This is a genomic window from Marinobacterium profundum (assembly GCF_001528745.1).
Classification (GTDB): Bacteria; Pseudomonadota; Gammaproteobacteria; order Pseudomonadales; family Balneatricaceae; genus Marinobacterium_A; species Marinobacterium_A profundum.
Genome location: NZ_BCNS01000191.1, coordinates 1 through 21,714 on the forward strand (window position 1 = coordinate 1; position 21,714 = coordinate 21,714).

Annotated in this window: 23 protein-coding genes; 13 read left to right on the top strand and 10 right to left on the bottom strand. The window is 56.5% G+C overall.

Features of this window, described 5'->3' with window-relative positions:
* Nucleotides 1-171: 171 nt before the first annotated feature.
* The 3 genes from MPRO_RS21555 to MPRO_RS21565 all read left to right on the top strand — a co-directional run bounded on the left by MPRO_RS21555 (nt 172) and on the right by MPRO_RS21565 (nt 2,403).
* Complete coding sequence (locus MPRO_RS21555) at nt 172-432, top strand: hypothetical protein (RefSeq protein ID WP_067298208.1); 261 nt, start codon at nt 172-174, stop codon at nt 430-432.
* An 87-nt stretch (nt 433-519) separates the two neighbouring features.
* On the top strand, nt 520-864 hold the full coding sequence (locus MPRO_RS21560) for a hypothetical protein (RefSeq protein ID WP_067298210.1): 345 nt from the start codon (nt 520-522) through the stop codon (nt 862-864).
* Nucleotides 865-1,464: 600 nt separating this feature from the next.
* Nucleotides 1,465-2,403, top strand: coding sequence for a LysR family transcriptional regulator (locus MPRO_RS21565; RefSeq protein ID WP_067298212.1), 939 nt, complete (start codon nt 1,465-1,467; stop codon nt 2,401-2,403).
* Between the two features lie 102 nt (nt 2,404-2,505).
* Here MPRO_RS21565 and MPRO_RS21570 read toward each other — a convergent pair whose 3' ends face one another.
* The 5 genes from MPRO_RS21570 to MPRO_RS21590 form a co-directional block, all read right to left on the bottom strand.
* Complete coding sequence (locus MPRO_RS21570) at nt 2,506-3,996, bottom strand: purine-cytosine permease family protein (protein WP_067298214.1); 1,491 nt, start codon at nt 3,994-3,996, stop codon at nt 2,506-2,508.
* A gap of 2 nt (nt 3,997-3,998) precedes the next feature.
* Nucleotides 3,999-4,205 carry a hypothetical protein gene (locus MPRO_RS21575; protein ID WP_067298216.1) on the bottom strand — a complete coding sequence of 69 codons (207 nt, stop codon included), beginning with the start codon at nt 4,203-4,205 and terminating at the stop codon, nt 3,999-4,001.
* Between the two features lie 156 nt (nt 4,206-4,361).
* On the bottom strand, nt 4,362-5,351 hold the full coding sequence (locus MPRO_RS21580) for a Vgb family protein (protein ID WP_067298218.1): 990 nt from the start codon (nt 5,349-5,351) through the stop codon (nt 4,362-4,364).
* Nucleotides 5,352-5,443: 92 nt separating this feature from the next.
* Nucleotides 5,444-5,911, bottom strand: coding sequence for a VOC family protein (locus MPRO_RS21585; RefSeq protein WP_067298221.1), 468 nt, complete (start codon nt 5,909-5,911; stop codon nt 5,444-5,446).
* Between the two features lie 182 nt (nt 5,912-6,093).
* A complete protein-coding gene (locus MPRO_RS21590; protein WP_067298223.1) occupies nt 6,094-6,279 on the bottom strand; it encodes a hypothetical protein in 186 nt (61 codons plus the stop codon).
* 413 nt (nt 6,280-6,692) lie between these two features.
* Here MPRO_RS21590 and MPRO_RS21595 point away from each other — a divergent pair, with 413 nt between their 5' ends.
* The 3 genes from MPRO_RS21595 (at nt 6,693) to MPRO_RS25330 (ending at nt 8,142) form a co-directional block, all read left to right on the top strand.
* The gene (locus tag MPRO_RS21595; RefSeq protein ID WP_067298224.1) at nt 6,693-7,406 is read left to right on the top strand and encodes a Crp/Fnr family transcriptional regulator; all 714 of its coding nucleotides are present in this window, start codon (nt 6,693-6,695) and stop codon (nt 7,404-7,406) included.
* Between the two features lie 197 nt (nt 7,407-7,603).
* Nucleotides 7,604-7,915 (top strand): BON domain-containing protein, encoded by a 312-nt coding sequence (locus tag MPRO_RS21600; RefSeq protein WP_067298227.1) that lies wholly within the window; start codon nt 7,604-7,606, stop codon nt 7,913-7,915.
* A 62-nt stretch (nt 7,916-7,977) separates the two neighbouring features.
* Nucleotides 7,978-8,142, top strand: coding sequence for a DUF1328 domain-containing protein (locus tag MPRO_RS25330; protein ID WP_082709043.1), 165 nt, complete (start codon nt 7,978-7,980; stop codon nt 8,140-8,142).
* A gap of 268 nt (nt 8,143-8,410) precedes the next feature.
* Here MPRO_RS25330 and MPRO_RS21605 read toward each other — a convergent pair whose 3' ends face one another.
* On the bottom strand, nt 8,411-8,629 hold the full coding sequence (locus MPRO_RS21605) for a YMGG-like glycine zipper-containing protein (protein ID WP_067298229.1): 219 nt from the start codon (nt 8,627-8,629) through the stop codon (nt 8,411-8,413).
* A gap of 284 nt (nt 8,630-8,913) precedes the next feature.
* On the opposite strand from MPRO_RS21605, the gene MPRO_RS21610 reads away from it, so the two are divergent.
* The 4 genes from MPRO_RS21610 (at nt 8,914) to MPRO_RS21630 (ending at nt 15,295) form a co-directional block, all read left to right on the top strand.
* Nucleotides 8,914-9,678 carry a Crp/Fnr family transcriptional regulator gene (locus tag MPRO_RS21610; protein ID WP_067298231.1) on the top strand — a complete coding sequence of 255 codons (765 nt, stop codon included), beginning with the start codon at nt 8,914-8,916 and terminating at the stop codon, nt 9,676-9,678.
* A gap of 112 nt (nt 9,679-9,790) precedes the next feature.
* A complete protein-coding gene (locus MPRO_RS21615) occupies nt 9,791-10,849 on the top strand; it encodes a PA0069 family radical SAM protein (protein ID WP_067298233.1) in 1,059 nt (352 codons plus the stop codon).
* A 185-nt stretch (nt 10,850-11,034) separates the two neighbouring features.
* Nucleotides 11,035-13,440, top strand: a complete 2,406-nt coding sequence (gene ptsP, locus MPRO_RS21620; RefSeq protein WP_082709047.1) for a phosphoenolpyruvate--protein phosphotransferase — start codon at nt 11,035-11,037, stop codon at nt 13,438-13,440.
* Nucleotides 13,441-14,050: 610 nt separating this feature from the next.
* The gene (locus MPRO_RS21630) at nt 14,051-15,295 is read left to right on the top strand and encodes an MFS transporter (RefSeq protein ID WP_067298237.1); all 1,245 of its coding nucleotides are present in this window, start codon (nt 14,051-14,053) and stop codon (nt 15,293-15,295) included.
* A 61-nt stretch (nt 15,296-15,356) separates the two neighbouring features.
* On the opposite strand, the gene MPRO_RS21635 is transcribed toward MPRO_RS21630, so the two are convergent.
* Genes MPRO_RS21635 through MPRO_RS21645 form a run of 3 tightly spaced genes read right to left on the bottom strand, consistent with a single transcriptional unit; the run spans nt 15,357 to nt 17,620 of the window.
* Nucleotides 15,357-16,244 carry a LysR family transcriptional regulator gene (locus MPRO_RS21635; RefSeq protein ID WP_067298239.1) on the bottom strand — a complete coding sequence of 296 codons (888 nt, stop codon included), beginning with the start codon at nt 16,242-16,244 and terminating at the stop codon, nt 15,357-15,359.
* A 35-nt stretch (nt 16,245-16,279) separates the two neighbouring features.
* Entirely contained in the window at nt 16,280-17,140 is an 861-nt protein-coding gene (locus MPRO_RS21640) for an SPFH domain-containing protein (protein ID WP_173645536.1), read from the bottom strand.
* Nucleotides 17,141-17,167: 27 nt separating this feature from the next.
* Nucleotides 17,168-17,620, bottom strand: coding sequence for an NfeD family protein (locus MPRO_RS21645; RefSeq protein ID WP_067298241.1), 453 nt, complete (start codon nt 17,618-17,620; stop codon nt 17,168-17,170).
* Nucleotides 17,621-17,969: 349 nt separating this feature from the next.
* Here MPRO_RS21645 and MPRO_RS21650 point away from each other — a divergent pair, with 349 nt between their 5' ends.
* The 3 genes from MPRO_RS21650 (at nt 17,970) to MPRO_RS21660 (ending at nt 20,560) form a co-directional block, all read left to right on the top strand.
* Nucleotides 17,970-18,266, top strand: coding sequence for a SemiSWEET transporter (locus tag MPRO_RS21650; RefSeq protein ID WP_067298250.1), 297 nt, complete (start codon nt 17,970-17,972; stop codon nt 18,264-18,266).
* 217 nt (nt 18,267-18,483) lie between these two features.
* Complete coding sequence (locus tag MPRO_RS21655; protein WP_067298243.1) at nt 18,484-18,900, top strand: universal stress protein; 417 nt, start codon at nt 18,484-18,486, stop codon at nt 18,898-18,900.
* A gap of 46 nt (nt 18,901-18,946) precedes the next feature.
* Entirely contained in the window at nt 18,947-20,560 is a 1,614-nt protein-coding gene (locus MPRO_RS21660; protein WP_067298245.1) for a BCCT family transporter, read from the top strand.
* Nucleotides 20,561-20,709: 149 nt separating this feature from the next.
* Here the strand turns inward: MPRO_RS21660 and MPRO_RS21665 are convergent, their stop codons facing one another.
* Nucleotides 20,710-21,450: a dienelactone hydrolase family protein gene (locus tag MPRO_RS21665; RefSeq protein ID WP_067298246.1), complete on the bottom strand. Its 741-nt coding sequence runs from the start codon at nt 21,448-21,450 to the stop codon at nt 20,710-20,712.
* Nucleotides 21,451-21,714: the final 264 nt, after the last annotated feature.

Consider the following 21,714-nt stretch of genomic DNA (forward strand, 5'->3'; position numbering starts at 1 on the left):
GAACCCGGATGAATACTTGAATTGCGACCTGAAAAACATAGTGCACAGTGGTCCGGCGGTCCGCTCGATTGAAGACCTGAAGAAACGCACTCGATCATGCATGCTCACATTGCAACGTCGGCCAGAACGGGTAAAAACATATTTCCGGGCAGGACACATTCTGTATGCAGCATGATCGATGTATTTATCCGCCGGGTTAATAGTGATGGAAATATTGATATCAGCGGTCCTAGCAAATCTATAGTGATTAATCCAGAAAGAATGTTCATCGCTACTATTCAGCACTTTGAGAAATACGTAGAGTTTCTTCGCAATCAAGAAGATCCCGAGTTGGTTCATAATTTTGTGAATTTCGTAACATCTCAATACGACGTAGGAAGTGGAGAAAGTATTATCGGCATGACATACGAAGATTTTTCCGGTGAAACATAAAAACCCATGTTGTCGGATAGATTTTCCGTTCAACCCAAACCAGCTGAGAATTCTGGTAATTTATACATATTTAGATAGGAAGCCATCATGGATAAAAGTGATATCGAAGGAATGTTGGACAAAGTATTATCGATAATCGAACTTTTCGATACTCCTGAAGATGAACTATCGAAGTCAGAAAATATGGACTTGATTTCAAGCATGTATTCAGACTTAAAGAATAATCTGCGCTTTGCTCTAGATAGCTTAAAAAAACGGGATAAAAAAGGAGAGTTATCAGCGTTAGAACAAGCGATCATTTTACCAGCACTAAACGAAGCCATTCTTGAATTAAAAGCCAAAAATGGATCGAAATCAGAACATCTCATTTGTTCTAGCTTAAGCGGCTGTTATTTTATATTGGGACACTACAACTCGCAGATAAATATATAAAAAATTAGACATCTCCGGATCAGAATACCTCCGGAGCTAAGCCTTACCTTTTGTTTTCCCGCAGCTCTTCGGGGGCCAAGCCTTGCTTTTTCCTTTCCAAACCAGTACTCAACATCACCTCCTATATGGTAGAGCAGTCTGCTCCCCCCTATTGAAGCCTGCGAGCACTGAGGGCAATTTTCGATTGGGCCCGAAGGGGCGATGCAGGGACTGTATCGCCGCCGATTAGCACATTAATGTGCACTTTCTTACCTTGAGGGCTGGCCGCCCGTACAATGGCTTCGGAGAGCAGCGAAAAGGCTTCTTCGGGCGCATTCTTCAAGGTAAAAAGCCTTGGTTACTTTCTTTCGCACGAGCAAAGAAAAGTGAGTCGCCGAGAGGCGAAACCGGGATTATCCAACATCGGTAACACTCTAATAATTCGACAGCATTAAAAGAAGGCCATGAAATCCCGCTGTTGGGTTACGATCCTTCGGATCTTCACCCAACCTACCCGGCTATCAGCCCAAACGCCGACAACAACATTGCCCCCGGTAGCCTCACCCATAACATTGAGCAATAATGCTGTACTGATAGTTACTTTGATAAAAGAAGAAGCATATGACCACTCGTCACTACAGCCTTCCGAACCTCGCCGACTTCGACCTGCGCCTGCTGCGGGTGTTTCATGCCGTGGTACACAACAAGGGCTTTGCCGCTGCGCAGGATGAGCTGGGGGTGTCACAGTCCACCATCAGCATCCAGATTGGCCAGCTGGAGGAGCGCCTGGGAATGCGCCTGTGCGAGCGGGGTCGCAAGGGTTTCCATCTGACTGAAGAAGGTCAGATCGTGTTCGATGCCTCCCTGAACCTGTTTCGTGCGGTGGAGAACTTTCGCGGCATGGTGGGCAATACGCGGGGCCAGTTGATTGGCGACCTGCACTTTGGCATTGTCGATGCCATTGCCAGCAACCAGGAGATCAACCTGCACCGGGGCATCGGCGACTTCGCGCAGCTTGCACCTGAGGTCAAGCTGCATATCAATGTGTCCTCACCCCAGGAACTGCTGCAGGGCCTGATGGAGGAACACTATCACGCCATCCTGTCGCCGATGTCGCGGCTACACAGTTCGGTGCGCTTTATTCCCACCTACCTGGAACAGCAAACCCTCTATTGCGGCATCGGCCACGCCCTCTTTGAGCTGCCGGACGCCGACATTACGCTTGAGATGATCAGCCAGTGCGCCTATGCCGGTCGCTCCTATATGCGCGACTGGCAGCCACCCCAGGAAATCGAATTCAAACATCAGGCCACGGCCTCCCATATGGAAAGTATCGCCCTGATGATTATGTCCGGGAGCTTTCTGGGCTACCTGCCCTCCCATTACGCGGCCCAGTGGGTGGATGCGGGGCAAATGCGCCCACTGATGGAAGATACGCTGTCGTACCACGAGCAGTTTTACCTCGCCTATCGCAAGAGCGAACGCAATCGCGCTGCCCAGGCCTTCACCCGCTGCATACGCCAGCAGATGGAAACAGACCCGGACGCACCCAAGGAGTAACAAAAAAGGGTGGCGACGTCCGCAAGACGTCACCACCTTTTTGCTCTGCTTACGGCTTACGGCTAATTGCTCAGCCTTCAAAGCTCACAACAAGCGCCGCACTCACTCGGCTCTCACCACCGGTTGCATGTCGCCCTGAGCGTTCCTTTGGGCAGCGCTATTGGCAAGCCCCTGGGGATAGTCACCCCAGCCGGTGCGGGCCACGAAGAACCGCGTTAAGACCATATGCACTACCCCTGCCAGTGCACAGGAGGGCAGCGAGGCGGAGATAAAGGCAAAGATACCTGCGCTGTCCAGCGTCTGCGGATTAAAGATCCACACATAGATCGCAAAGCCCGCCACCAGCGCCACCAGGGCTGCGGGGTTAAAACCGTGCCAGTAGCGAAACGCGGACTGGGCATTGGATGCAAACACATGCCGCAGGCTGACCCGCTGGCGCCGCAGGATAAAGTAGTCCGCGATGCCGATGCCGGCCAGGGCACTGTTCAGGGCCGAGGTCCAGACCAGGAAGATAAAGAAGCCATCATAGATACCGGGCACCGTGAAGACGATAATCACCGGCGCTATGCAGAACAGCACCACCAGCAACTCCCAGCGAATATGCCGCAGACTCTCCCCCACCACCTGCCGCAGGCCCACGATCGAGGTATAGAGAATGTTCGCCATGCTGGTGACATTGGCAAAGGCAACAAAGCACAGCGCGATTATGCCGAAGGCAAAGCCACCGATCTGCGTCATCCAGACCGTAGGATCACTGTCACCAAACTTGGCCGCCGCCAGCAGGCCGACCACTTCCCCCAGTACAGCGGCACCGAAGACGCCGACTATATTGGGCCAGAAAGCCGTACGCTCGTTCTTGCTCAGGCGCGCCAGGTTGCCGATATAGGGCCACCAGGAGAAACCCGCCGCCATGTTCACTTCCACCGCGATCATGAAGTTCAGCTGCTTGTCTTCAAAGGGCTCATCCAGCGCCGGCAATGCCATCAGTTCGGCCAGGCTGCTGTTGCTGAAGATCAGGTACAGCATCACGCCCATGATGATCACCAGGGTCGGCGCAATGATGGTGTTGAACACCTTGATGGAGGTCGGGCCTCTGGCAACGATAAAGGCGCTCAAGCCTATGGCGAAGAAGGCGGCCAGATATACCAGCCACCCCTGGGGCTCAGCCGCCCTATCGGTGACAAGCCCGGCCAGGCTGTCGATGGAGCGCCCGAACATCAGCCCCAGTACCGCCAGCCAGCCCATGGTCAGAAAGACCACCGCCAGCAGATATACCAGCCGGCTGCCGTTGCGGCCAAACATGCTGCGCAGGAAGGTAAATTGCTCGGTGCCGTATTTGCCGCTGGCCACGCAGGTCGACAGCGCCATGATCAGCACACCCAGGACGTTGCCGATGACGATGGCGGCAATGCCCGCCTTGACGCCAACAAAGAGCGCCGTGGCACCGCCAATCAGAAAGGCCCAGGTGGCTATGGCCAGGGCCGAATTGGCGTAGGTAAATTCCCAGAAACCCCACATCCGCTCGGCGGGAAGCAGGGGCGCATCGCCGCGCTCGGCGGCCAGTCTCAGGTCCGCTTTTGAAGTCGAAGACATGCTCAGTACCCCCACAGATAGAAGGTGACAACGAGGCCAAGGGTCAGCAGGAAGATAGCGGTATATTCGCCGGAGCCCAGGGCGCCGGCCATATCACCGTGGGCATCCAGCTCTTCGTAAATGCCGATACGGCGCTCAAGGTCCTGAGCAAACTCCGCTTGCCCGGTGTCGGCAGCAGGGATAGGTCGATCGCTGGTGTGTGTTGCCATCGTTTTCTCCAGGTTTTTATAGTTATCGGAGAGAGGCCGCAAACCCCTCATGCCTGCAGTATGGAAAGCGGGGTTAAGTTGAACAATATTGCGGTATCAATATATACGTTGATACTGCGTAATGTGTAGCAGCGACTCGCACAGCCCTGAGCCGTGCTAATCGGTACGGATCAGCACCAGCCGGTCCAGACCGGATTCCGGCAGCCAGACCTCGCCTGGTCGGCCAAGAATTTGCCGCACCATGGCGCCTGGACCGCTGCCGGGATAGGCAGTAAAGGTTTCAGTTTTCGGGTCGAAACTCAGTACGGCGTTGGCGCCAAAATCACTGACCCAGATGATGTCGCGCTCATCCACATAGACGGCATAGGCCCGTGGCGCCGCGCCCGGCAGTCTCCAGCTGCTCCAGCGGCCATTACCGGAATCACCGCCCGGATCGAACCGGCTGAGGAAGCCCGAATTCCACTCAGCTACCCAGATACGGCCGACGCTGTCCGGCCAGACCCTGCGTGCACCCTGCCCCGCCCGCGGCGGCTCAATCAGGGTGGTATCACCCGTACTGTGTTCGATGCGGGCAATATAACTGCCGGCCAGTGAGCAATAGTAGATTTCACCGTCGGGCGTTGCCGCTATGCCATAGGGCCCGCGCCCCCGGGGTGCATCATATACCTGCATTGCACCGCTGGCCGGATCCAGCCGACCGTAGATTCCGCTCTGGCCCGTAAACCAAAGCTGGCCATCACCATCAAAGGCCGCGGTATTCAGGTTGGTCTGGGGCCTTTGCGGCGGCAGCGGAAACACTGTGACCGCCTCGGTCACCGGATCAACGCGCACTATGGCATTGAGGCCACCATCGGTAATCCAGGCGGCGCCATCCGGCCCCGCAATCACGCCGTGGGGTGCAGAACCCTGCCCCAGCGGCACCTCGCGCACGGCGCCGGTTTGCGGCTCCAGTATCCCGAGTACGCCGCGGCGCTGGCCGGTATACCAGACCTTGCCATCCGGCGCCGGCGCCACATCATGGGGCCTTGAACCTTGCGGTAACTCATAGACCCGTGTGCTCTCCGACACTGCTACGGCGCTCGCCACAAGCAGCCACAGCAGCAGTATCGCCCGCCACACGAATAGGTTTTTATTCAACCGATGCATGATGACCTCCACAATAAAGTGATTCAAACAGACATAGCCCGTTACGCTTAGCGGCAGTATCGGGCCCGTGTTTTAGCCCCGTCCACAGGCGGCTAGCCTTGCTGCTCGAACATCGCCTGGGCGCGCCGGGCGATCTCATCCTCGCTCAGATCCTCTATATGGGTCGACAGGAACCAGACGTGTCCGAAGGGGTCTTTCAGGCTGCCCAGGCGATCACCGTAGAACTGATCTTTCACCGAATTCAGTACGGTAGCACCGGCCGCAATGGCCTGGGCAAAACGCGTATCCACATCCTCGACGTACAGATGCAGACCGAAGCTTGAACCGCCCAGGGTGGCCGGGCTCTGAAAGCCGGACTCGCCACACTCGTCGGCCAGCATGATGCGGCTATTGCCAATCTGGATTTCCGCGTGCCCGACGCCGCCATCCGGCATATTCAAGCGAAAGCCTTCAGTGGCGCCGAAGGCTTGTTTATAAAATTCGATGGCCTCTGCGGCCCCCTTGATCGCCAGGTAGGGCGTTGCCGTATGAAAGCCTTCGGGGATGGGTTTAACGCTCATGAGCGGTGCTCCTTTAGCAGCTTGCTGCGATTGTTATTTCACCTTCACAGCTTAGTCCGGCACCCGGCACCCGGCACCCGGCACCCGGCAGTGCGCCACAGCTTAGCGCTTGAAAGCACTACCCGAACCTCCCAAGAGGCGCGACCACTGTGCGTCTCGTGACCTGGTATCCGCTACTCATTTTAATTATCGCCGGCCGCCTCCTTGATATCTTCACCCGCCTGTTCAAGCTTTTCGCCGGCCTCCTGCATTGCCTTGTCCATCTCCTTGCCAGCCTGTTCTGCCGGTCCTTCCTTCTCGCAGCCAGACAATGCTGTCAGCAACACTGCTGTGAACAGCAGAGTGCCGAGTGACTTAAACCTTTTCATAATCCATTCCTCTGATTAGTTCGGCGTACCATAGCTGACCTGCGACGCCTTGCGGGCAACTTAATGCTGCTCACCCAGCACCAGCAAGGACAACTGTAATCCGGGGCCTGTATCGATCGTCAGGGGTATCATCACCCACTTTCAGCAGGCACATCTGTACGCTAGCGCTCATAGCCTTGTATCGAATCAAGACCACTCCATTAGCACGCACCAGCCCCAACAGCCTTTGCCCACAGGCTACCATCACCCTTAACGCACAGCACGGCGGGACACTATGTGCGCTAGCGTCCAGACAGCCTCCCGCTTTGGCTTCAAGCTTCACTGGACGCAGCAGCGTCAGGCGGCGCTACCGGCGTGACATTTCGACGGCAACCGATACCGCTTGCTGTATTTTCCACTTCAGGAAAAGCATTGTGCCGATTACGCAACCTGTCCCTGTCTTCAACCGACTCATCACGGCCTTGCCAGACTTGGAGCGACAGCGCTTTCTGGCCAGTTGCGAACCGGTGACGCTGAGCTTCGGCGAGGTTCTGGCAACACCTGACGCCCCCCTGCTTCATGTCTACTTCCCGACGCAAAGCTTCATTTGTCAGACGACCACGATAAACGGAGCCAGCCGCCTTGGGGTGCTGCTGGCCGGGGACGAAGGGATGCTGGGCATCTCGCTGATACTGGGCCTGAATCTGTCTAATCTGCACGCCAGCGTACTGGGCCCTGGCCAGGCACTGCGCATGGAGACCCGGCAGTTTTGCCGCGAGCTCGACCTCAGCGTTGCCTGGCACCGTCTGCTGCAACGCTATCTTTATGTGATGATGGGCCAGCTCGCACAGACCGCGACCTGCAACCGCTTCCATCTGCTGGAGGCACGGCTTGCCCGCTGGCTGCTGATGGCACAGGATCGGGCTCACTCAGACCAGTTTCATGCCACCCATGAATTCCTGGCCCGGACTCTGGGCGTACGCCGTGTCGGCATCACCAAGGCGGCCAGCATGCTGCAAAACCGCAAACTGATCAGCTACCACCGCGGCGATATCAAAATCCTCGACCGCTACGGCCTGGAAGCCTCCGCCTGCAGTTGTTTTTGTAGCGACAATTCGCTTTACACCCAGATCATGCAATCTGCGTGACCTCGTCACTGATCAGCATCATGCCCTGCGGCCAAAGCAGGCAAAGATCCGATGCAATGTGCGCTTGCGCACAGACGCCGGCGCCGAAGTAAACGATCATCAGAACGACGACGGGGGCGCGTACGGCTGTATGTGCTGCTCGCCAGTGCAGTCTTAAGCTAATCAGACTGCCCCCTGATTATCCGGAGTACTAAACCATGCCATTACTGAAACATTTTCCCGCTTTCTTCCTGGCCGCCATGCTGGCCCTGCTCGTTGGCTGCGCATCCAGCGCTCAGCAGGAAGGAACCGGCGAATATATTGACGACACTGTCATAACCGCCAAAGTGAAGGCGGCGATCTTCAGCGAACCCACGCTGAAATCCACTGAGATCAACGTCGAGACATTCAAGGGCGTGGTGCAACTCAGCGGTTTCGTCAGTTCACACGACGATGTTCACAAAGCGGTCAACTTGACCCGCCGCATCGAGGGCGTAAAGTCAGTCAAAAACGACATGCGGGTCAAGTGACGGCTGAGCGGCTACCGATTTGTACCCTGGCCTGCTGAGCACAGCACAGAAGCTAAAAACAGATGCTGCATTATGCTGTGGCATTTTTCAGTATCGCCCTTGTCGCCGGGGCACTGGGGTTCACCGGTATCGCCGCCGGCGCTGTCGAATTCACAAAAATCCTGTTCCTGGTTTTTATCGTGCTCTTTGTCATCTCGCTGGTTATGGGTTTGAACAGGCGCAGGTAAACCTGGGCTTCAGTAAAGGCCCCCAGCAGCGCCAGGAAATCGCTGGCATTGGCTGTCTGGGGCCATGACCGAGCAGATAGATTTTATTTTCATCCGGCAAGACCCAAAAAAACCGGTGTCCTTTAACAGGGAACCGGCTTTTTTGTGCCTAAGATGTTCGGACTGAGTGGCAGTTATACCTGCACAAAAAACCACGCCCGCTCAAAGTAGCGGGCGCGGCAATCCTCAAGTGAACAAGACGAAGCGGGCTAACGTAAACAGACCCGTCCTATTTGGTGTCGATTTCGTGGCCGATGACGCCGCCAACTGCAGCACCACCCACAGTACCAATAGCACTGCCACCGGTCAGTACGGCGCCGCCGACAGCACCGACGCCGGCACCTATGGCGGTATTGGTGTCGTGCTGCGACATACCGGAACAGCCCGCCAGACCGAGCAACATCGCTGCGACCAGGGTGCAACCTGTAATATTGTGTAGCGTTTTCATGGAATGACCTCTCTCAGTGGCTGTAGCGGACAGGTCGTCAAGGCTTCCACGACCCCGTTACCAAGGCAGTTTCCAATTCCAGCGCCGATCCTTGCGACCATCATCTCGCAGCTACCAGAAAAGTTCTGTGCGCCAGCGCTCATAGTGTGAACTGCCAGAACCATTGCGCCCTTTGCCCGCCCCCTGCAAGCAAAGGGACTATAGTGGTGGTAGCTTATTCGTTAATAATGCCACCCAGGGCTTCCTTGGAGGGCAGATGGCGACTGGCGCAAAGGAGATCATCTGTGCCCTGCCTGTATGACCCACTCAAGAATCACTTGCTCGCGGCCCTGCCGACGGATGTATATGCACGCCTCAGTCCGTATCTGGAAAGCATCCCGCTACCGCTGGGTCAGGTGCTCTGCGAATCCGGCTGCGAGTTGCGTCACGCCTATTTCCCGACTGACTCCATCATCTCTATGCTCTACGTCATGCTCGATGGCGCATCGGCCGAAGTCGCCGTGGTCGGTAACGAGGGCATCATCGGTATTGCCCTGTTCATGGGCGGCGAAACCATGCCCAACCGGGCCGTCGTCCAGAGCGCAGGCCATGCCTACCGCCTGCCGGGACAAATGCTGAAGCAGGCTTTCCATGATTCCATCGCCCTGCAGCATCTGTTGCTGCGCTACACCCAGGCACTGCTGACTCAGGTAGCGCAGACGGCGGTGTGCAACCGGCATCACTCGCTAGACCAGCAACTCTGCCGCTCACTGTTGCTGAGCCACGACCGACTGCCGTCGGACGAGATGCTAATGACCCAGGAACTGATCGCCAATATGCTCGGGGTACGCCGCGAGGGCGTGACCGAGGCCGCGGGCAAACTTCAGGCGGCCGGCCTTATCCACTATCAGCGCGGCCATATAAGCATCCTGGACCGAGCCGGACTGGAAGCCAGGGCCTGCGAATGTTACGCGGTGGTCAAACGCGAGTACGACCGTCTGTTGCCAGCGGTCGGCGCACAGCGGTCGACGTTGCGCAGTCCTGCGCCAGGGCCGAGCGCGTTGAATTGAATGCAGCTCTGCGTCACACCCACCTATCCCTGCTGCACCGTACATCCGCTATTCGCCTTATTCACACAATACTGTATATTTAAACAGTATTTATTTGCAGCAGTATTCCGTCATGTCCAATCCGCTCAAGGGTCGCGGCGCCCTCTCCAATCCCGCCAACCGCTTCGCGCCAACCCGCAGTGACATTGATCCGGTGGAGGACGGCGAAATGCCGGTGCGCATCGCCACTGTGCAGATCAGCGAAAGGCCCAAGACCATTATCAGTCGCAACCAGTCGCCCGACGTACCTTTCGAACAGTCGATCAACCCCTACCGCGGCTGTGAGCATGGTTGTATTTACTGTTTCGCACGCCCGAGCCACGCTTACTGGGACCTGTCACCCGGGCTCGACTTTGAAACCCATATCATCGTCAAGGAAGGCGCGGCCGAACGCCTGGAACAGGAACTGCGAGCGAAAAATTACCGCTGCAGACCCATTACCCTGGGGGCCAACACCGACCCCTACCAGCCACTGGAACAGCACAGGCGCATCACCCATGAACTGTTGGAGGTGCTGACACGCTTTCGCCACCCCTTTACGATAATCACCAAGGGCGCGCTCATCACCCGAGATCTCGACCTGCTCGCCGAGATGGCCGCGCAGCAGCTGTGTTCGGTCATGATCAGCATGACGACGCTGGACCCACAGCTCAAACGCACGCTGGAACCCAGAGCCGCCGGCCCTCAAACGAGGCTCAATGCCATCCGCGCACTGACTGACGCCGGTGTGCCCGTCGGCGTACTGCTGGCGCCGCTGATCCCCATGATCAATGACCGCGAACTGGAAGCCATGCTCGAGGCCAGCGCAGCAGCCGGCGCAGGCTCCGCGGGCTACGTCTTTATTCGGCTGCCACGGGAGGTAAAAGGCCTGTTCCGGGAATGGCTCGACTGCCATTACCCGGAGCGCGCCGAGCATGTGATGAGCCTGATCAAGCAAAGCCACAACGGCGCCGCCTACGACAGCCGCTTTGGTAGCCGTATGCGCGGCCAGGGCCTGTTCGCCGAGATGATCGCCCAGCGCTTTCGACTGGCGACCAACAAGTTCAGCCTGCGTACTGATCGCAGATCTCCGCTGCGCACCGACCTGTTCAGCGTGCCGCCCCAGTCCGGAGATCAACTGTCACTGCTCTGAAAGCTGTGTAGCAGCGGCCAAAGAGACCATGGCCGCTTTTATTATATGAAGCCCCCTCCCCGACAATGACAAGCTCCCACTGTCCCTATAGAGTGATGGCCATACAGTAACCTGGCCGCATAGGCCGCACCTGTGTTGTACCGGTGTGGTTGCGCCAGGCTCCTGATTCTCCAGAAGGAGCAATCATGTCGAATAAGAATCCACCGCAAAACGCGCTCAATGCTGGCGCTGATGCCAGCCATAACGCAGAGAACAAGCCCTCGAGTTCCCAGACGAGCCCACGAAAAAGCGCCGGTGCCGTGAAGAAACTGGCCGAACTGCACCAGATCATCGAACAAGTCAGCCAGGCGGATTCACTGGAGTCGGCGCTGCAGGCCATAGTCGCCGGTGTGCGCAATACCCTGCATACCGATGCCTGCTCGGTGTACCTGAGCGACCAGGCCCACAGTCATTATGTACTCATGGCGAGCGAAGGCCTGAATGCAGAGGGTGCGGGCAAGCTGCACCTGCGACACAGTACAGGCCTGGTAGGCTGGGTCGCTGAGCGGCGGGAGGCTGTTAATGTGCGCAGCGCACCGACGCATCCGCGCTACTGCCAACTGCAAGGTGCCGATGAAGAGGCCTACCACGGCTTTCTGGGCGTGCCCATTATTCACCGCCAGCAACTGCTGGGTGTACTGGTTGCACAGCAGGTTGCACCGAGCCGCTTTAAAAAATCCGAGCAGGCGTTTCTCTCCACCCTGGCCACACAGCTGGCCGGCAGCATAGCGCTTTCCCTTAGCCAGAGCGCGTTGCAGGCCAGCGTCCCTGCCCAGGCGAACAGCCCAAGCCAGTACGAAGGCGGTGCCGGCGCACCCGGCATCGCCATGGGAACCGGCGTGCTGGTGTTTTCCACGGTGGACCTGGATCAGGTGCCGGATCGCCCGGCTGAAGACATTGAGGCCGAAATCGCAGCGCTGCAGGCGGCCGTCGATGGTGTAGCGGCGGATTTCGAGCTGCTGGCCGAACGCCTTGAGCCGGGCCTGAGCGCTGAAGACCGGGCGCTGTTTCGCGCCTATGCGCTGATTGCCCGCAGCCAGGAGCTGTTCGACGCCACGGTAAATCGCATTCGCCAGGGTAACTGGGCACCCGGAGCCCTGCGTGAAAGCATTCTGGAGCATGTGCGCCTGTTTGAGGCCATGGACGATCCCTACCTGCGCGAGCGTGCCCACGATATCCGTGATATCGGCCACCGCCTGATGACCCGGCTGTTGCCGAGTGATACTTCCTGCGCAACAGACTACCCGCCCCACACCATTCTTGTTGGCGAAAACCTGAGCCCGGTGGACCTTGCCGCCGTGCCAGCTGAGCGCCTGGCCGGTGTGGTCTCGAGCCACGGGTCGAGCCTCTCGCACCTGGCAATCCTGGCCCGCTCCATGGAAGTACCCGCCATCATGGGCTTTGGCGGTGATATAGCCCTCGGGGAGCTCGATGGCACCAGCCTGATCGTGGATGGCTATCAGGGACGACTCTACCTGAACCCCGGTGAATCCCTGCAAAAGGACTTCAGGCGCGTACAGCGTCAGGAGCTAAAACTGTCGCAGGAGTTGCAGAGCCTGAGGGACCTGCCCGCCGAAACCCTGGATGGCGTGCGCCTGCCGCTCTATACCAACGCAGGATTGCTGTCAGACCTGAGCCATTCACTGTCCCGTGGATCCGAGGGCATCGGGCTCTATCGCACCGAGTTTCCTTTTATGGTGCGCGACAGCTTCCCTACCGAAGATGAACAGTATCTGCTCTACCGCCAGGTACTGGAGGCCTTTCACCCCCGTCCGGTAACACTGCGCACACTGGATATAGGCGGCGACAAGGCACTGACCTACTTTCCCGTACAGGAAGCCAATCCCTACCTGGGCTGGCGAGGCATTCGCATCTCACTGGACAACCCCGACATATTCCTCACGCAGATTCGCGCCATGCTCAAGGCCAACGCAGGCCTGGGCAACCTGCGCCTGCTACTGCCAATGATCAGCCGCGTTGAGGATCTGGATGAGGCCATAGTGCTGATCAACGGCGCCTGCCATGAGTTGCAGAATCAGCAGGACGATGTAGTGCTGCCACCGCTGGGGGTCATGATCGAAGTGCCCGCCGCTGTGTACCAGGCCCAGGAGCTGGCCCGACGAGTCGAGTTTCTCTGCATAGGCACCAACGACCTGACCCAGTACCTGCTGGCGGTGGATCGCAACAACGAACGTGTCGCACGCTGGTTTGATGCCCTGCATCCTGCGGTCATACGGGCGCTTATTCAGGTGACGGACGCCGCCAAACTGCATGGCAAGCCGGTCTGCGTCTGCGGCGAAGCGGCAGGGGATCCTGCCGTGGCACTGCTGCTATTGGGGCTGGGGGTTGAAAGCCTGAGCCTGAGTTCCGGGGACCTGCCACGCATCAAGTGGGTGATCCGCTCCTTCAGCCGCCAGCAGGGCCAGGAACTGCTTGCCCTGGCACTGGCGCATGAACAGGCTACAACCATTAGGGCCATGCTACTTGAGGCGCTGAATGCCGCGGGCCTGGGCGCCCTGGTGCATCCGGGCAATAATATACCCGCAGCCTAGAAGCTAGAAGCTAGAAGCTAGAAGCTAGACGCTAGAAGCTGGATGCTGGATGCTGGATGCTGGATGCTGGATGCTGGATGCTGGTGAGAGTATCAATCAGCCAGCGAGAATCTTGGCCCGGTGCCCGATTAGGGCCCCGGATCAGGTTTTCCTCGGTCTGGATACTCTCCCGCTAACAAGCGCAGAGGCAGAGGCAGAGGCAGAGGCAGAAGATGTGACGGGGTTGAATTTCTGCCCACTCCATTAGCACCACAAATACCTTCATTATGATTATTAATTTATATTACGCTTTGATTGGCGCTATTATTGATCCTGGAAAGATGGCTTTTATGGCATCCAGATCCATAATCGAGTTTAACTTCATTCACAAATAGTTTAAAAAATAACAGGGAATTTTACCGCATGGAGGAACACAGTCGTTTATCGACCATGCAGGATAGCCTTTCCAGACCTAAATTAAAATTTCGTCTCTTTTCAAGGCATTAACAGAGTTATCCTCTGAATTGATGTATCGAAGTAAATTTTACACAGAAATAAAAGACGCCATTACATTAATTGTAGATATATACCCTTAAATCCAGACAAATTTTAAAAAACAGGTTGAATTAAAATGCGGGAACTGACCGTACTCTGTGCCGCTTATTCGATAAGCCTTTTCTATCGCGGCATGATCTCAGTTATCGCCCCCGAAATATCTGCTGACCTGGCATTGAATGGTGCTCAGCTAGGCTTGCTTGCATCGAGTTTTTTTCTCAGTTTTGGCGTGGCTCAGATCCCCAGTGGTATCGTACTGGATCGATTTGGTGGACGCTTGGCTATCGCCAGCTTTATGTGGTTTGCTGTTCTCGGGATCGGGCTTTTCAGTGTAGCTACGCATTACTATCAGGCGTTAGCCGCAATGATGTTGATCGGAATCGGATGCGCCCCGGTATTCACTGGAACCATGCTGTTTATCGGACGCCTGTTTTCGCCAGAGCGCTTCGCTTATATTACGGCATTAGTTATTGCTATAGGTAGTCTGGGTGATTTACTGGGTACCACCCCGCTGGGGATGCTAGCAGAATGGTTGGGGTGGCGCTCCTCGTTGAGGTTAGTCATGCTGGTGACTGCACTGGTTGCGTGCTTGAGTTTCTTTGGCCTGTCCAGCGACAGGCCAGCCACTGCCAATGAAAAACTGGGTGTAATGCTTAGAGGCATGCTCAGAATCTGTAGCATTCGTCATTTATGGCCAATACTACCCATGTTCCTGGCTAGCTATGGGGTCTTGATGGCTATTCGAGGCTTATGGAGTGGCCCCTACCTGGCTGATGTCTTTGCGGCAAATACTACTGAGCGCGGCTTTATTCTGATGGCAATGTCTGTCGCCATGGCCTCTGGAACATTCCTGCTGGGATTGCTGGACCGCAAACTGCAGCAAACAAAAACGGTGGTACTCTATAGTTCTGTACTGGCATTGTTGCCGCTGATCCTTCTGGCTTACTATCCAGACAAAGGGTCAATTTTTGCCATGTGGTGCTTTATCACAATCGGTCTTTTCGGTTTTAATTATCCGCTGTTGATGTCGCATTCCAGATCCTTCCTGGCGCCTGCATATTATGGCCGGGGCATGGCGATGTTAACGGCAATAAGCATGGGCGGTGTCGGGGTAGTTCAGGGGGCAAGTGGCTGGTTACTTAAGTGGGCTGATTCAGCTCAACTTTCTGCGACTGAACAGTATCAGATGCTGTTTATCTTGTTAGCCGGAATACTCTCAGGCGCTATTGCTGTTTATTGCTTTAGTCGTAAACATGGCTACTCCGATCAGCCCGCTGCGGTGATGGATCATAAAAACCTTCAGTCGGTAGCACATGGGTAAGTGAGTAACTCTGGCTATCAGCTGACTGTCGAACTGTTAACCTGGGGCTAAGGGCTAAGGGCTAGGAGTTGGCGCCTAAACTGGTAAGTGAATCAATCAGCCAGCCAAAGGCCTGGCCCGGTGCGCGATCACGACTCCAGATCAAATCCACTCCGGCCCGGATATCCACCTGCTGAAATGCCAGCGGCAACTGTATCACCTCCTGCCGGTCCAGCGCATCCTGCACAAAATGGCGCGGCAGATAGGCCCAGCCAAAGCCTTCGCGCACCAGCGCCAGAATGCCGTACTGGCTTTCCACCCGCCAGTTGCGACCACCCCGAAGTTCGGGCTGGCGACTGAAGTGCATCGATCTTGTGGTCGCCATGAGCTGGCGATACTGCTCCAGGTCCGCCAGACGCACGTACTCCAGCGCCGCCAGCGGATGAGAGGGGCCTGCCAGGGCTATGACATCCACATGACCAATACCCTTGAAATGAAAGCCGCGGGGATAAAACTCCTGCTCGAACATCACCCCCAGATCGACCCGCCCGCTGCTAACCAGCTCAGCCACATCGCTGCTGGTGGGGTTCAACAACTCCAGCTCCAGATGGGGAAATCGCTGCTCGAACCCTTTTAGCGTCTGCACCAGGGACTCCAGTGGAATGGCCGCATCCACCGCCAGCGTCAGTCGGGATTCAAGCCCCTGGCTCAGGGCCGCTGCACTGCTGCGCATCTCGCTGCAACGGTGCAGAATGGCCTCGGCGTCCGCGAGCAGTGCCTGCCCCTGGGGCGTCAGTACCGGGCTGCGGGCACTGCGATCGAACAGTGCCACGCCGCAGTCGATCTCCAGGTGGTTCACCGCCACGCTGACCACCGACTGCGCCTTGTGCAGATGCCGCGCCGCCGCCGAAAACGAGCCTTCCTGAGCGGTGGCCACAAAAGCCTGCAGTTGCTCGATACTGAACCCCATGCTGCCGCCCGCCTTCTATCTAAGTTACCCGCTGTCTACTTGCTAAAGCCGCCCATGATGCCACGCACTGCCGCCGGGATATCCGCTGGCAAAATAATGGTTTTGGCATTGTCAGAGCTGGCCAGATCTTTCATCGCCTCGATATAACGCTCACCCAGCAGATACATCACCGGCAATTCGTTATTTTGAATCGCAGCGGTGACCTTTTCGATTGCGGTCTGGCTCGCCTGGGCCAGCACCACCTGTGCCTCGGCATCGCGACGCGACGCTTCCAGCCGACCTTCGGCTTCGAGAATCGCCGCCGCCTTTTCACCACCGGCCCGGGTTACGGTCGCGCGACGGCCACGTTCGGCAGCGGCCTGCTCTTCCATCGCATGCTGCATGGTGTCTGACGGGTTGATATCCTGAATTTCAACGGTCTTGAGGGTAATGCCCCAGTCGGCGATATCGTCGGAGATGGCACCCTTGAGCTTGGCCTTGATGGAATCGCGGTTTGACAGAGCATCATCCAGATCCATTTCCCCGATGATCGAGCGCAACGAAGTCTGCACCAGGTTCTGGATGGCAAAACGGTAATCTTCCACACCGTAGACCGCCTTTTCCGGCGATACGATATTGATGTACGCCACGGCATTGGCGATGATCACGGCGTTATCCCGTGTAATCACTTCCTGCGAGGGAATATCCAGCACTATATCCTTGGTGGTCACCTTGTAGGCCACCGCATCGATATAGGGAAAAATGATATTGAGGCCAGGCCCCAGTGTCTTGTGGTATTTGCCCAAACGCTGTACCACGGACTTGCTGCCCTGGGGGACTGTTTTAACCCCCAAAGCCACAGTAACAACAACCAGCACCAGAAAAATCCCGGCCAACACGATTCCATCAATAAACATAAGCACTACTCCTTCAGACCTTAAGACTTAACGTTTTTCCACAATCAGAGTATTACCCGACACGTCCTTGACGTGCACACGATCCCCCAGGGCAACCTCGCTATCGCAGATAAAATCCCACTCATCATCGCCCAGCAGCGGCGTCGTAAAACGCACCACACCGCGTCCGCCGGGCTGCGGTACCTTGATGACCTGGCCGCTTTCACCACTGATCGCCTCACGGGCAATGCCCGCCTTGGTACGATCCACCATCAAAGGCTTGAAAAACCGAAACCAGAGTAGCGCGAACAGGCTTGACGATAACGCCCAGAGCACCAACTGCCAGCTGAGCGCAAAATCCGGTACCAGCCAGAGAACGGCGGCCACAATAGCGGCGCCGAGACCAAACCAGAAAATCGTGAAGCTGGGGATAAACAGCTCCGCCATCACCAATACCATGCCAAAGGCCAGCCAGTGCCAGTCCTGTATTACAAATTCCATATTTCAAACTCCATGGTTCACTGCCACGCTCTGCTGCAAATCAAGGTACCCCAAAAGCAGCACGCACGACAGCCTGAGGACCAAAAAGTCCTTCCTGATCAGTCGTTTTGCGCCTTTTTGGGTGTCCGCATAAAACATGAAGAAATATAATCACTGCGGATCACTTATATCACTTGATTACGGGCGTTTTGCTTCCTAGAATGCCGCCCATATACAACCGTGACTGACCTTCTGCGCTCGCAGCCACATGGATCACGGCACTATACCCATTTACCTATTTAATACGATGACAGTGGTTACGCCAGACGTGACCACCTGCGCTATTGGACATGATGCCGAGGGCTTCAGCATGGATAACACGACTTTGATCGGCATGATTGCCGCTGTTTGCACCACCGCTGCCTTCGTGCCGCAGGTACTGCAAATTCTGAAAAGCGGCAATGTCGATGGCATTTCCGTGGCCATGTATTCGATACTGACCTTCGGCGTTGCGATGTGGCTGATCTACGGCATTATTTTGCAGGATCTGCCGATGTTTCTGGCCAACCTGGTGACCTTCCTGCTGTCGTCTTCAGTGCTGACACTGACACTGCGCAAGCGTTATCAGAACCGCCGCAGCCTGAGCGGCGCCGTACCCCACATTTAAACCATTCCCGGCTGCCGCGCCCCATGGGCGCTGGCAACCAGAACATTTAAGTCGGCCTGTGCCGGCTTTTTGCGTTCCAGGCTGCAAAAAACGCTAAAACTTGCCCCCCTGCCCGCTGTTTGTAGAAAATTCCCCCTTATTGTTCAAGCATCTGTAATAATTGTCTCTGTAACTCACTCTCCAAAAGTGTCACCTGCCACCCTAAGGGAGAATCCACATGTACAGTCACATAATGGTGCCAGTTGATTTGGCCCACGCCGAGCAACTGCAAAAGGCACTGCAAACCGCTGCCGATCTTGCCAAGCTTTATCAGGCATCTGTCTGCTATGTCGGCGTTTCCGCCAGTGCGCCCAGCAGCGTTGCCCATACACCGGAAGAGTTTGCCGCCAAAATGGAAAAGTTTAGCCAGGCCCAGGCGGCCAAATATCAGTTGCCCAATGTGAGCAGTGCCGCCTACATCAGCCACGACCCCACTGCAGACCTGGACGACACCCTGATGCGCGCCTCCAAGGATGCCGGGGCAGACCTCGTTGTCATGGCATCCCATGTGCCTGGTCTGCTGGAACATGTGTTTGCGTCCAACGCCGGTTACTTCGCGTCTTTTTCCAAGATATCCGTTCTGGTTGTTCGCTGAGTTACAACCAAGAAATGATTAAATTATCAGTCTACAAGGGAGAAACATGACTGAATCTACCGATATAACCCCCGATGGGGACTCCACTTTAATTGAGACCGACTACGAGATCGGTCAGGACAATATCAATACCCAGATTGGGCCGGTTAATGTTGATGTACATAACCCGGTCTTTCTGATCTCTGGCCTGTGCATCGTTGCCTTTGTTGTTCTGACCCTTGCCTTTCAGGACAGCGCAGGAACTATGTTCAACGCCATGCGCGTATGGCTGACCTCTACCTTTGACTGGTTCTTTATTGCCTCGGCCAACGTCTTTGTTGTGCTTTGCCTTGTACTGGTGGTATCACCGCTGGGTCGCGTTCGCCTGGGCGGCACCGACGCCACGCCGGATTATTCGTATAGCGGCTGGTTTGCCATGCTGTTCGCCGCTGGCATGGGCATAGGCCTGATGTTCTACGGCGTATCGGAGCCACTGTCCCACTATGCATCCTCTGTTGCTGACAACGCAGGCTCGCCCGATAGCTGGGCACCGCTGGCGGGCGCACCTGGCGACTCTGAAGCCGCAAGGCGCTTAGGCATGGCGGCCACCATCTTCCACTGGGCGCTGCATCCCTGGGCAATCTACGCCATAGTCGCGCTGGCACTGGCATTGTTTTCCTACAACAAGGGCCTGCCGCTGACCATGCGTTCGATCTTCTACCCGATTTTCGGCGAGCGCATCTGGGGCTGGACCGGCCATATCATCGATATCCTGGCGGTATTCGCTACCCTGTTTGGCCTGGCAACCTCGCTGGGTTTCGGTGCCGAACAGGCCAGTGCCGGGCTCGAGTTCCTGTTCGGGCTGCCGGCCTCGGATACTACCAAAGTCTTTCTAATCATCGGCATCACAGGCATTGCGCTGCTCTCCGTAGTGGCGGGGCTTGATGCTGGCGTCAAGCGGCTGTCTGAAATCAACATGGTACTGGCGGTACTGCTGTTGCTCTTCGTGGTCATCGTTGGCCCGACTGTCGCCATCCTCAGCGGTTTCTTCCATAACCTGGTGGCCTATGTGCAGAACCTGCCGGCGCTGTCCAACCCCGTTGGGCGCACGGATGCCAACTTCAGCCAGGGCTGGACCGCCTTCTACTGGGCCTGGTGGATTTCCTGGTCGCCTTTTGTCGGCATGTTTATCGCCCGTGTGTCCCGTGGCCGTACCGTGCGCGAGTTCATCACCTGCGTGCTGCTGATTCCCTCCCTGGTATGCGTATTCTGGATGACTGCATTCGGCGGTACCGCCATCAGCCAGCTGGTCAATGATGGTGTTCAAGCTGTTGCCAGCGCGCCGCTGGAACTGCAGCTCTTCTCCATGCTGGCCCAACTGCCACTGACCGAGATCACCTCCTTTCTGGGTATAGTGCTGGTAATAGTGTTCTTTGTTACGTCATCGGACTCAGGTTCCCTGGTGATCGACACCATTACCGCCGGCGGCAAGATAGATGCACCCACTCCGCAGCGGATATTCTGGTGTGTGTTTGAAGGTCTGGTGGCCATAGCCCTGCTCCTTGGCGGCGGCTTGGGAGCCCTGCAGGCCATGTCGGTCTCAACCGGTTTCCCGTTCACCATTGTGCTTCTGCTGGCCTGTGTGGCCATCGTCAAAGGCCTGATGAGCGAACCGCGCTAAACACCCAATAGCCGTGCTTTAATACAAAAAGGCCCCTCCGGGGCCTTTTCTATATCTGAATTCCTGCTATCTCTCTTCTTGTCTTGCTCCTCGCTCCTCGCACCTTTCTAGCCCCTAGCCCCTTTACTCTCGCTCCTCGCACCTAGCCTTTAATACCCCAGCTGTTCATCCAGGAAGGATGCGAAGCGTTTCCAGGACTGCTTGTCCGCTTCTTCGCGGTAGCTGTCCGCACCGAACACGGTAAAGCCGTGGGGCGCACCACTGTAGGTGATCATTTCGTGGGAGACACTTGCTGTTTCCAGCTCAGCTCCCAGCGTTGCAAAATCATTCAGGCTGATGGCCGCATCGGCGGAGCCATGCATGATCAACACCTTGCCCTTGGCGGTGCTGTAATTTTGCCCTTCTGGTGTACTCAGGCCACCGTGGAAGGTTGCAAAACCCGCCATAGGTGCACCCGAGCGGGCCAGCTCCAGCACTGCAGCGCCGCCGAAGCAGTAACCGGCCGCCACCACATTATCCGTCTGGGCGCCCTGGGCACGGGCGGCATCGAGGGCACCATTCATTAGCACACGCATTTTCTCTCTATCCTTGTACAGCTCGCCGGTGTGCTGACGCTTGTCCTCCAGCTCCGTCGGCCGCACGCCAGCGCCAAACAGGTCGGCGGCAAAGACGTCATAGCCGAGGTCCGACAGCATTTCGGCCCGCTTGATCTCGTAGTCGGTCAAACCATCCCAGTCATGCACCAACAGCACCAGGGGTGCGTCCGGTGATGAGCTGACATAGTAACCTTCATACTCCTGGCCATTGACCGTATAAGTCACCGCATTGCCTTCGGCCATGACCATCATGGATGCCAGACTCAAACTGACCGCTCCCAGTAGTGCACGCATAGTTAGTCTCCGCAGGTAATTTCCAAACACATGACCTCTGCGCGCCTAAGGCACAGGTCAGGATTGACTCGTCGGATAACTATAGATCAGGGACGAGGAAAAAGGTGCGAGGTGCGAGGTTCGAGGTGCGAGGTGCGAGGTGCGAGGTGCGAGGTGCGAGGTGCGAGGTGCGAGAATAAAGGGGCTAGGGGCTAGGGGCTAGGGGCAAGAAAGAGAAAAAGAGCGAGAGCGAGAGCGAGAGAATCGGTGTTTGTCAACGTAGTT

What these genes read in the sequence shown, in the direction of transcription:
- MPRO_RS21555 (WP_067298208.1), top strand. Translation starts at nt 172, where the DNA reads ATGATCGATGTATTTATCCGCCGGGTTAATAGTGATGGAAATATTGAT.
- MPRO_RS21560 (WP_067298210.1), top strand. Translation starts at nt 520, where the DNA reads ATGGATAAAAGTGATATCGAAGGAATGTTGGACAAAGTATTATCGATA.
- MPRO_RS21565 (WP_067298212.1), top strand. Translation starts at nt 1,465, where the DNA reads ATGACCACTCGTCACTACAGCCTTCCGAACCTCGCCGACTTCGACCTG.
- MPRO_RS21570 (WP_067298214.1), bottom strand. Translation starts at nt 3,996, where the DNA reads ATGTCTTCGACTTCAAAAGCGGACCTGAGACTGGCCGCCGAGCGCGGC.
- MPRO_RS21575 (WP_067298216.1), bottom strand. Translation starts at nt 4,205, where the DNA reads ATGGCAACACACACCAGCGATCGACCTATCCCTGCTGCCGACACCGGG.
- MPRO_RS21580 (WP_067298218.1), bottom strand. Translation starts at nt 5,351, where the DNA reads ATGCATCGGTTGAATAAAAACCTATTCGTGTGGCGGGCGATACTGCTG.
- MPRO_RS21585 (WP_067298221.1), bottom strand. Translation starts at nt 5,911, where the DNA reads ATGAGCGTTAAACCCATCCCCGAAGGCTTTCATACGGCAACGCCCTAC.
- MPRO_RS21590 (WP_067298223.1), bottom strand. Translation starts at nt 6,279, where the DNA reads ATGAAAAGGTTTAAGTCACTCGGCACTCTGCTGTTCACAGCAGTGTTG.
- MPRO_RS21600 (WP_067298227.1), top strand. Translation starts at nt 7,604, where the DNA reads ATGCCATTACTGAAACATTTTCCCGCTTTCTTCCTGGCCGCCATGCTG.
- MPRO_RS25330 (WP_082709043.1), top strand. Translation starts at nt 7,978, where the DNA reads ATGCTGCATTATGCTGTGGCATTTTTCAGTATCGCCCTTGTCGCCGGG.
- MPRO_RS21605 (WP_067298229.1), bottom strand. Translation starts at nt 8,629, where the DNA reads ATGAAAACGCTACACAATATTACAGGTTGCACCCTGGTCGCAGCGATG.
- MPRO_RS21615 (WP_067298233.1), top strand. Translation starts at nt 9,791, where the DNA reads ATGTCCAATCCGCTCAAGGGTCGCGGCGCCCTCTCCAATCCCGCCAAC.
- ptsP (WP_082709047.1), top strand. Translation starts at nt 11,035, where the DNA reads ATGTCGAATAAGAATCCACCGCAAAACGCGCTCAATGCTGGCGCTGAT.
- MPRO_RS21630 (WP_067298237.1), top strand. Translation starts at nt 14,051, where the DNA reads ATGCGGGAACTGACCGTACTCTGTGCCGCTTATTCGATAAGCCTTTTC.
- MPRO_RS21635 (WP_067298239.1), bottom strand. Translation starts at nt 16,244, where the DNA reads ATGGGGTTCAGTATCGAGCAACTGCAGGCTTTTGTGGCCACCGCTCAG.
- MPRO_RS21640 (WP_173645536.1), bottom strand. Translation starts at nt 17,140, where the DNA reads ATGTTTATTGATGGAATCGTGTTGGCCGGGATTTTTCTGGTGCTGGTT.
- MPRO_RS21645 (WP_067298241.1), bottom strand. Translation starts at nt 17,620, where the DNA reads ATGGAATTTGTAATACAGGACTGGCACTGGCTGGCCTTTGGCATGGTA.
- MPRO_RS21650 (WP_067298250.1), top strand. Translation starts at nt 17,970, where the DNA reads ATGGATAACACGACTTTGATCGGCATGATTGCCGCTGTTTGCACCACC.
- MPRO_RS21655 (WP_067298243.1), top strand. Translation starts at nt 18,484, where the DNA reads ATGTACAGTCACATAATGGTGCCAGTTGATTTGGCCCACGCCGAGCAA.
- MPRO_RS21660 (WP_067298245.1), top strand. Translation starts at nt 18,947, where the DNA reads ATGACTGAATCTACCGATATAACCCCCGATGGGGACTCCACTTTAATT.
- MPRO_RS21665 (WP_067298246.1), bottom strand. Translation starts at nt 21,450, where the DNA reads ATGCGTGCACTACTGGGAGCGGTCAGTTTGAGTCTGGCATCCATGATG.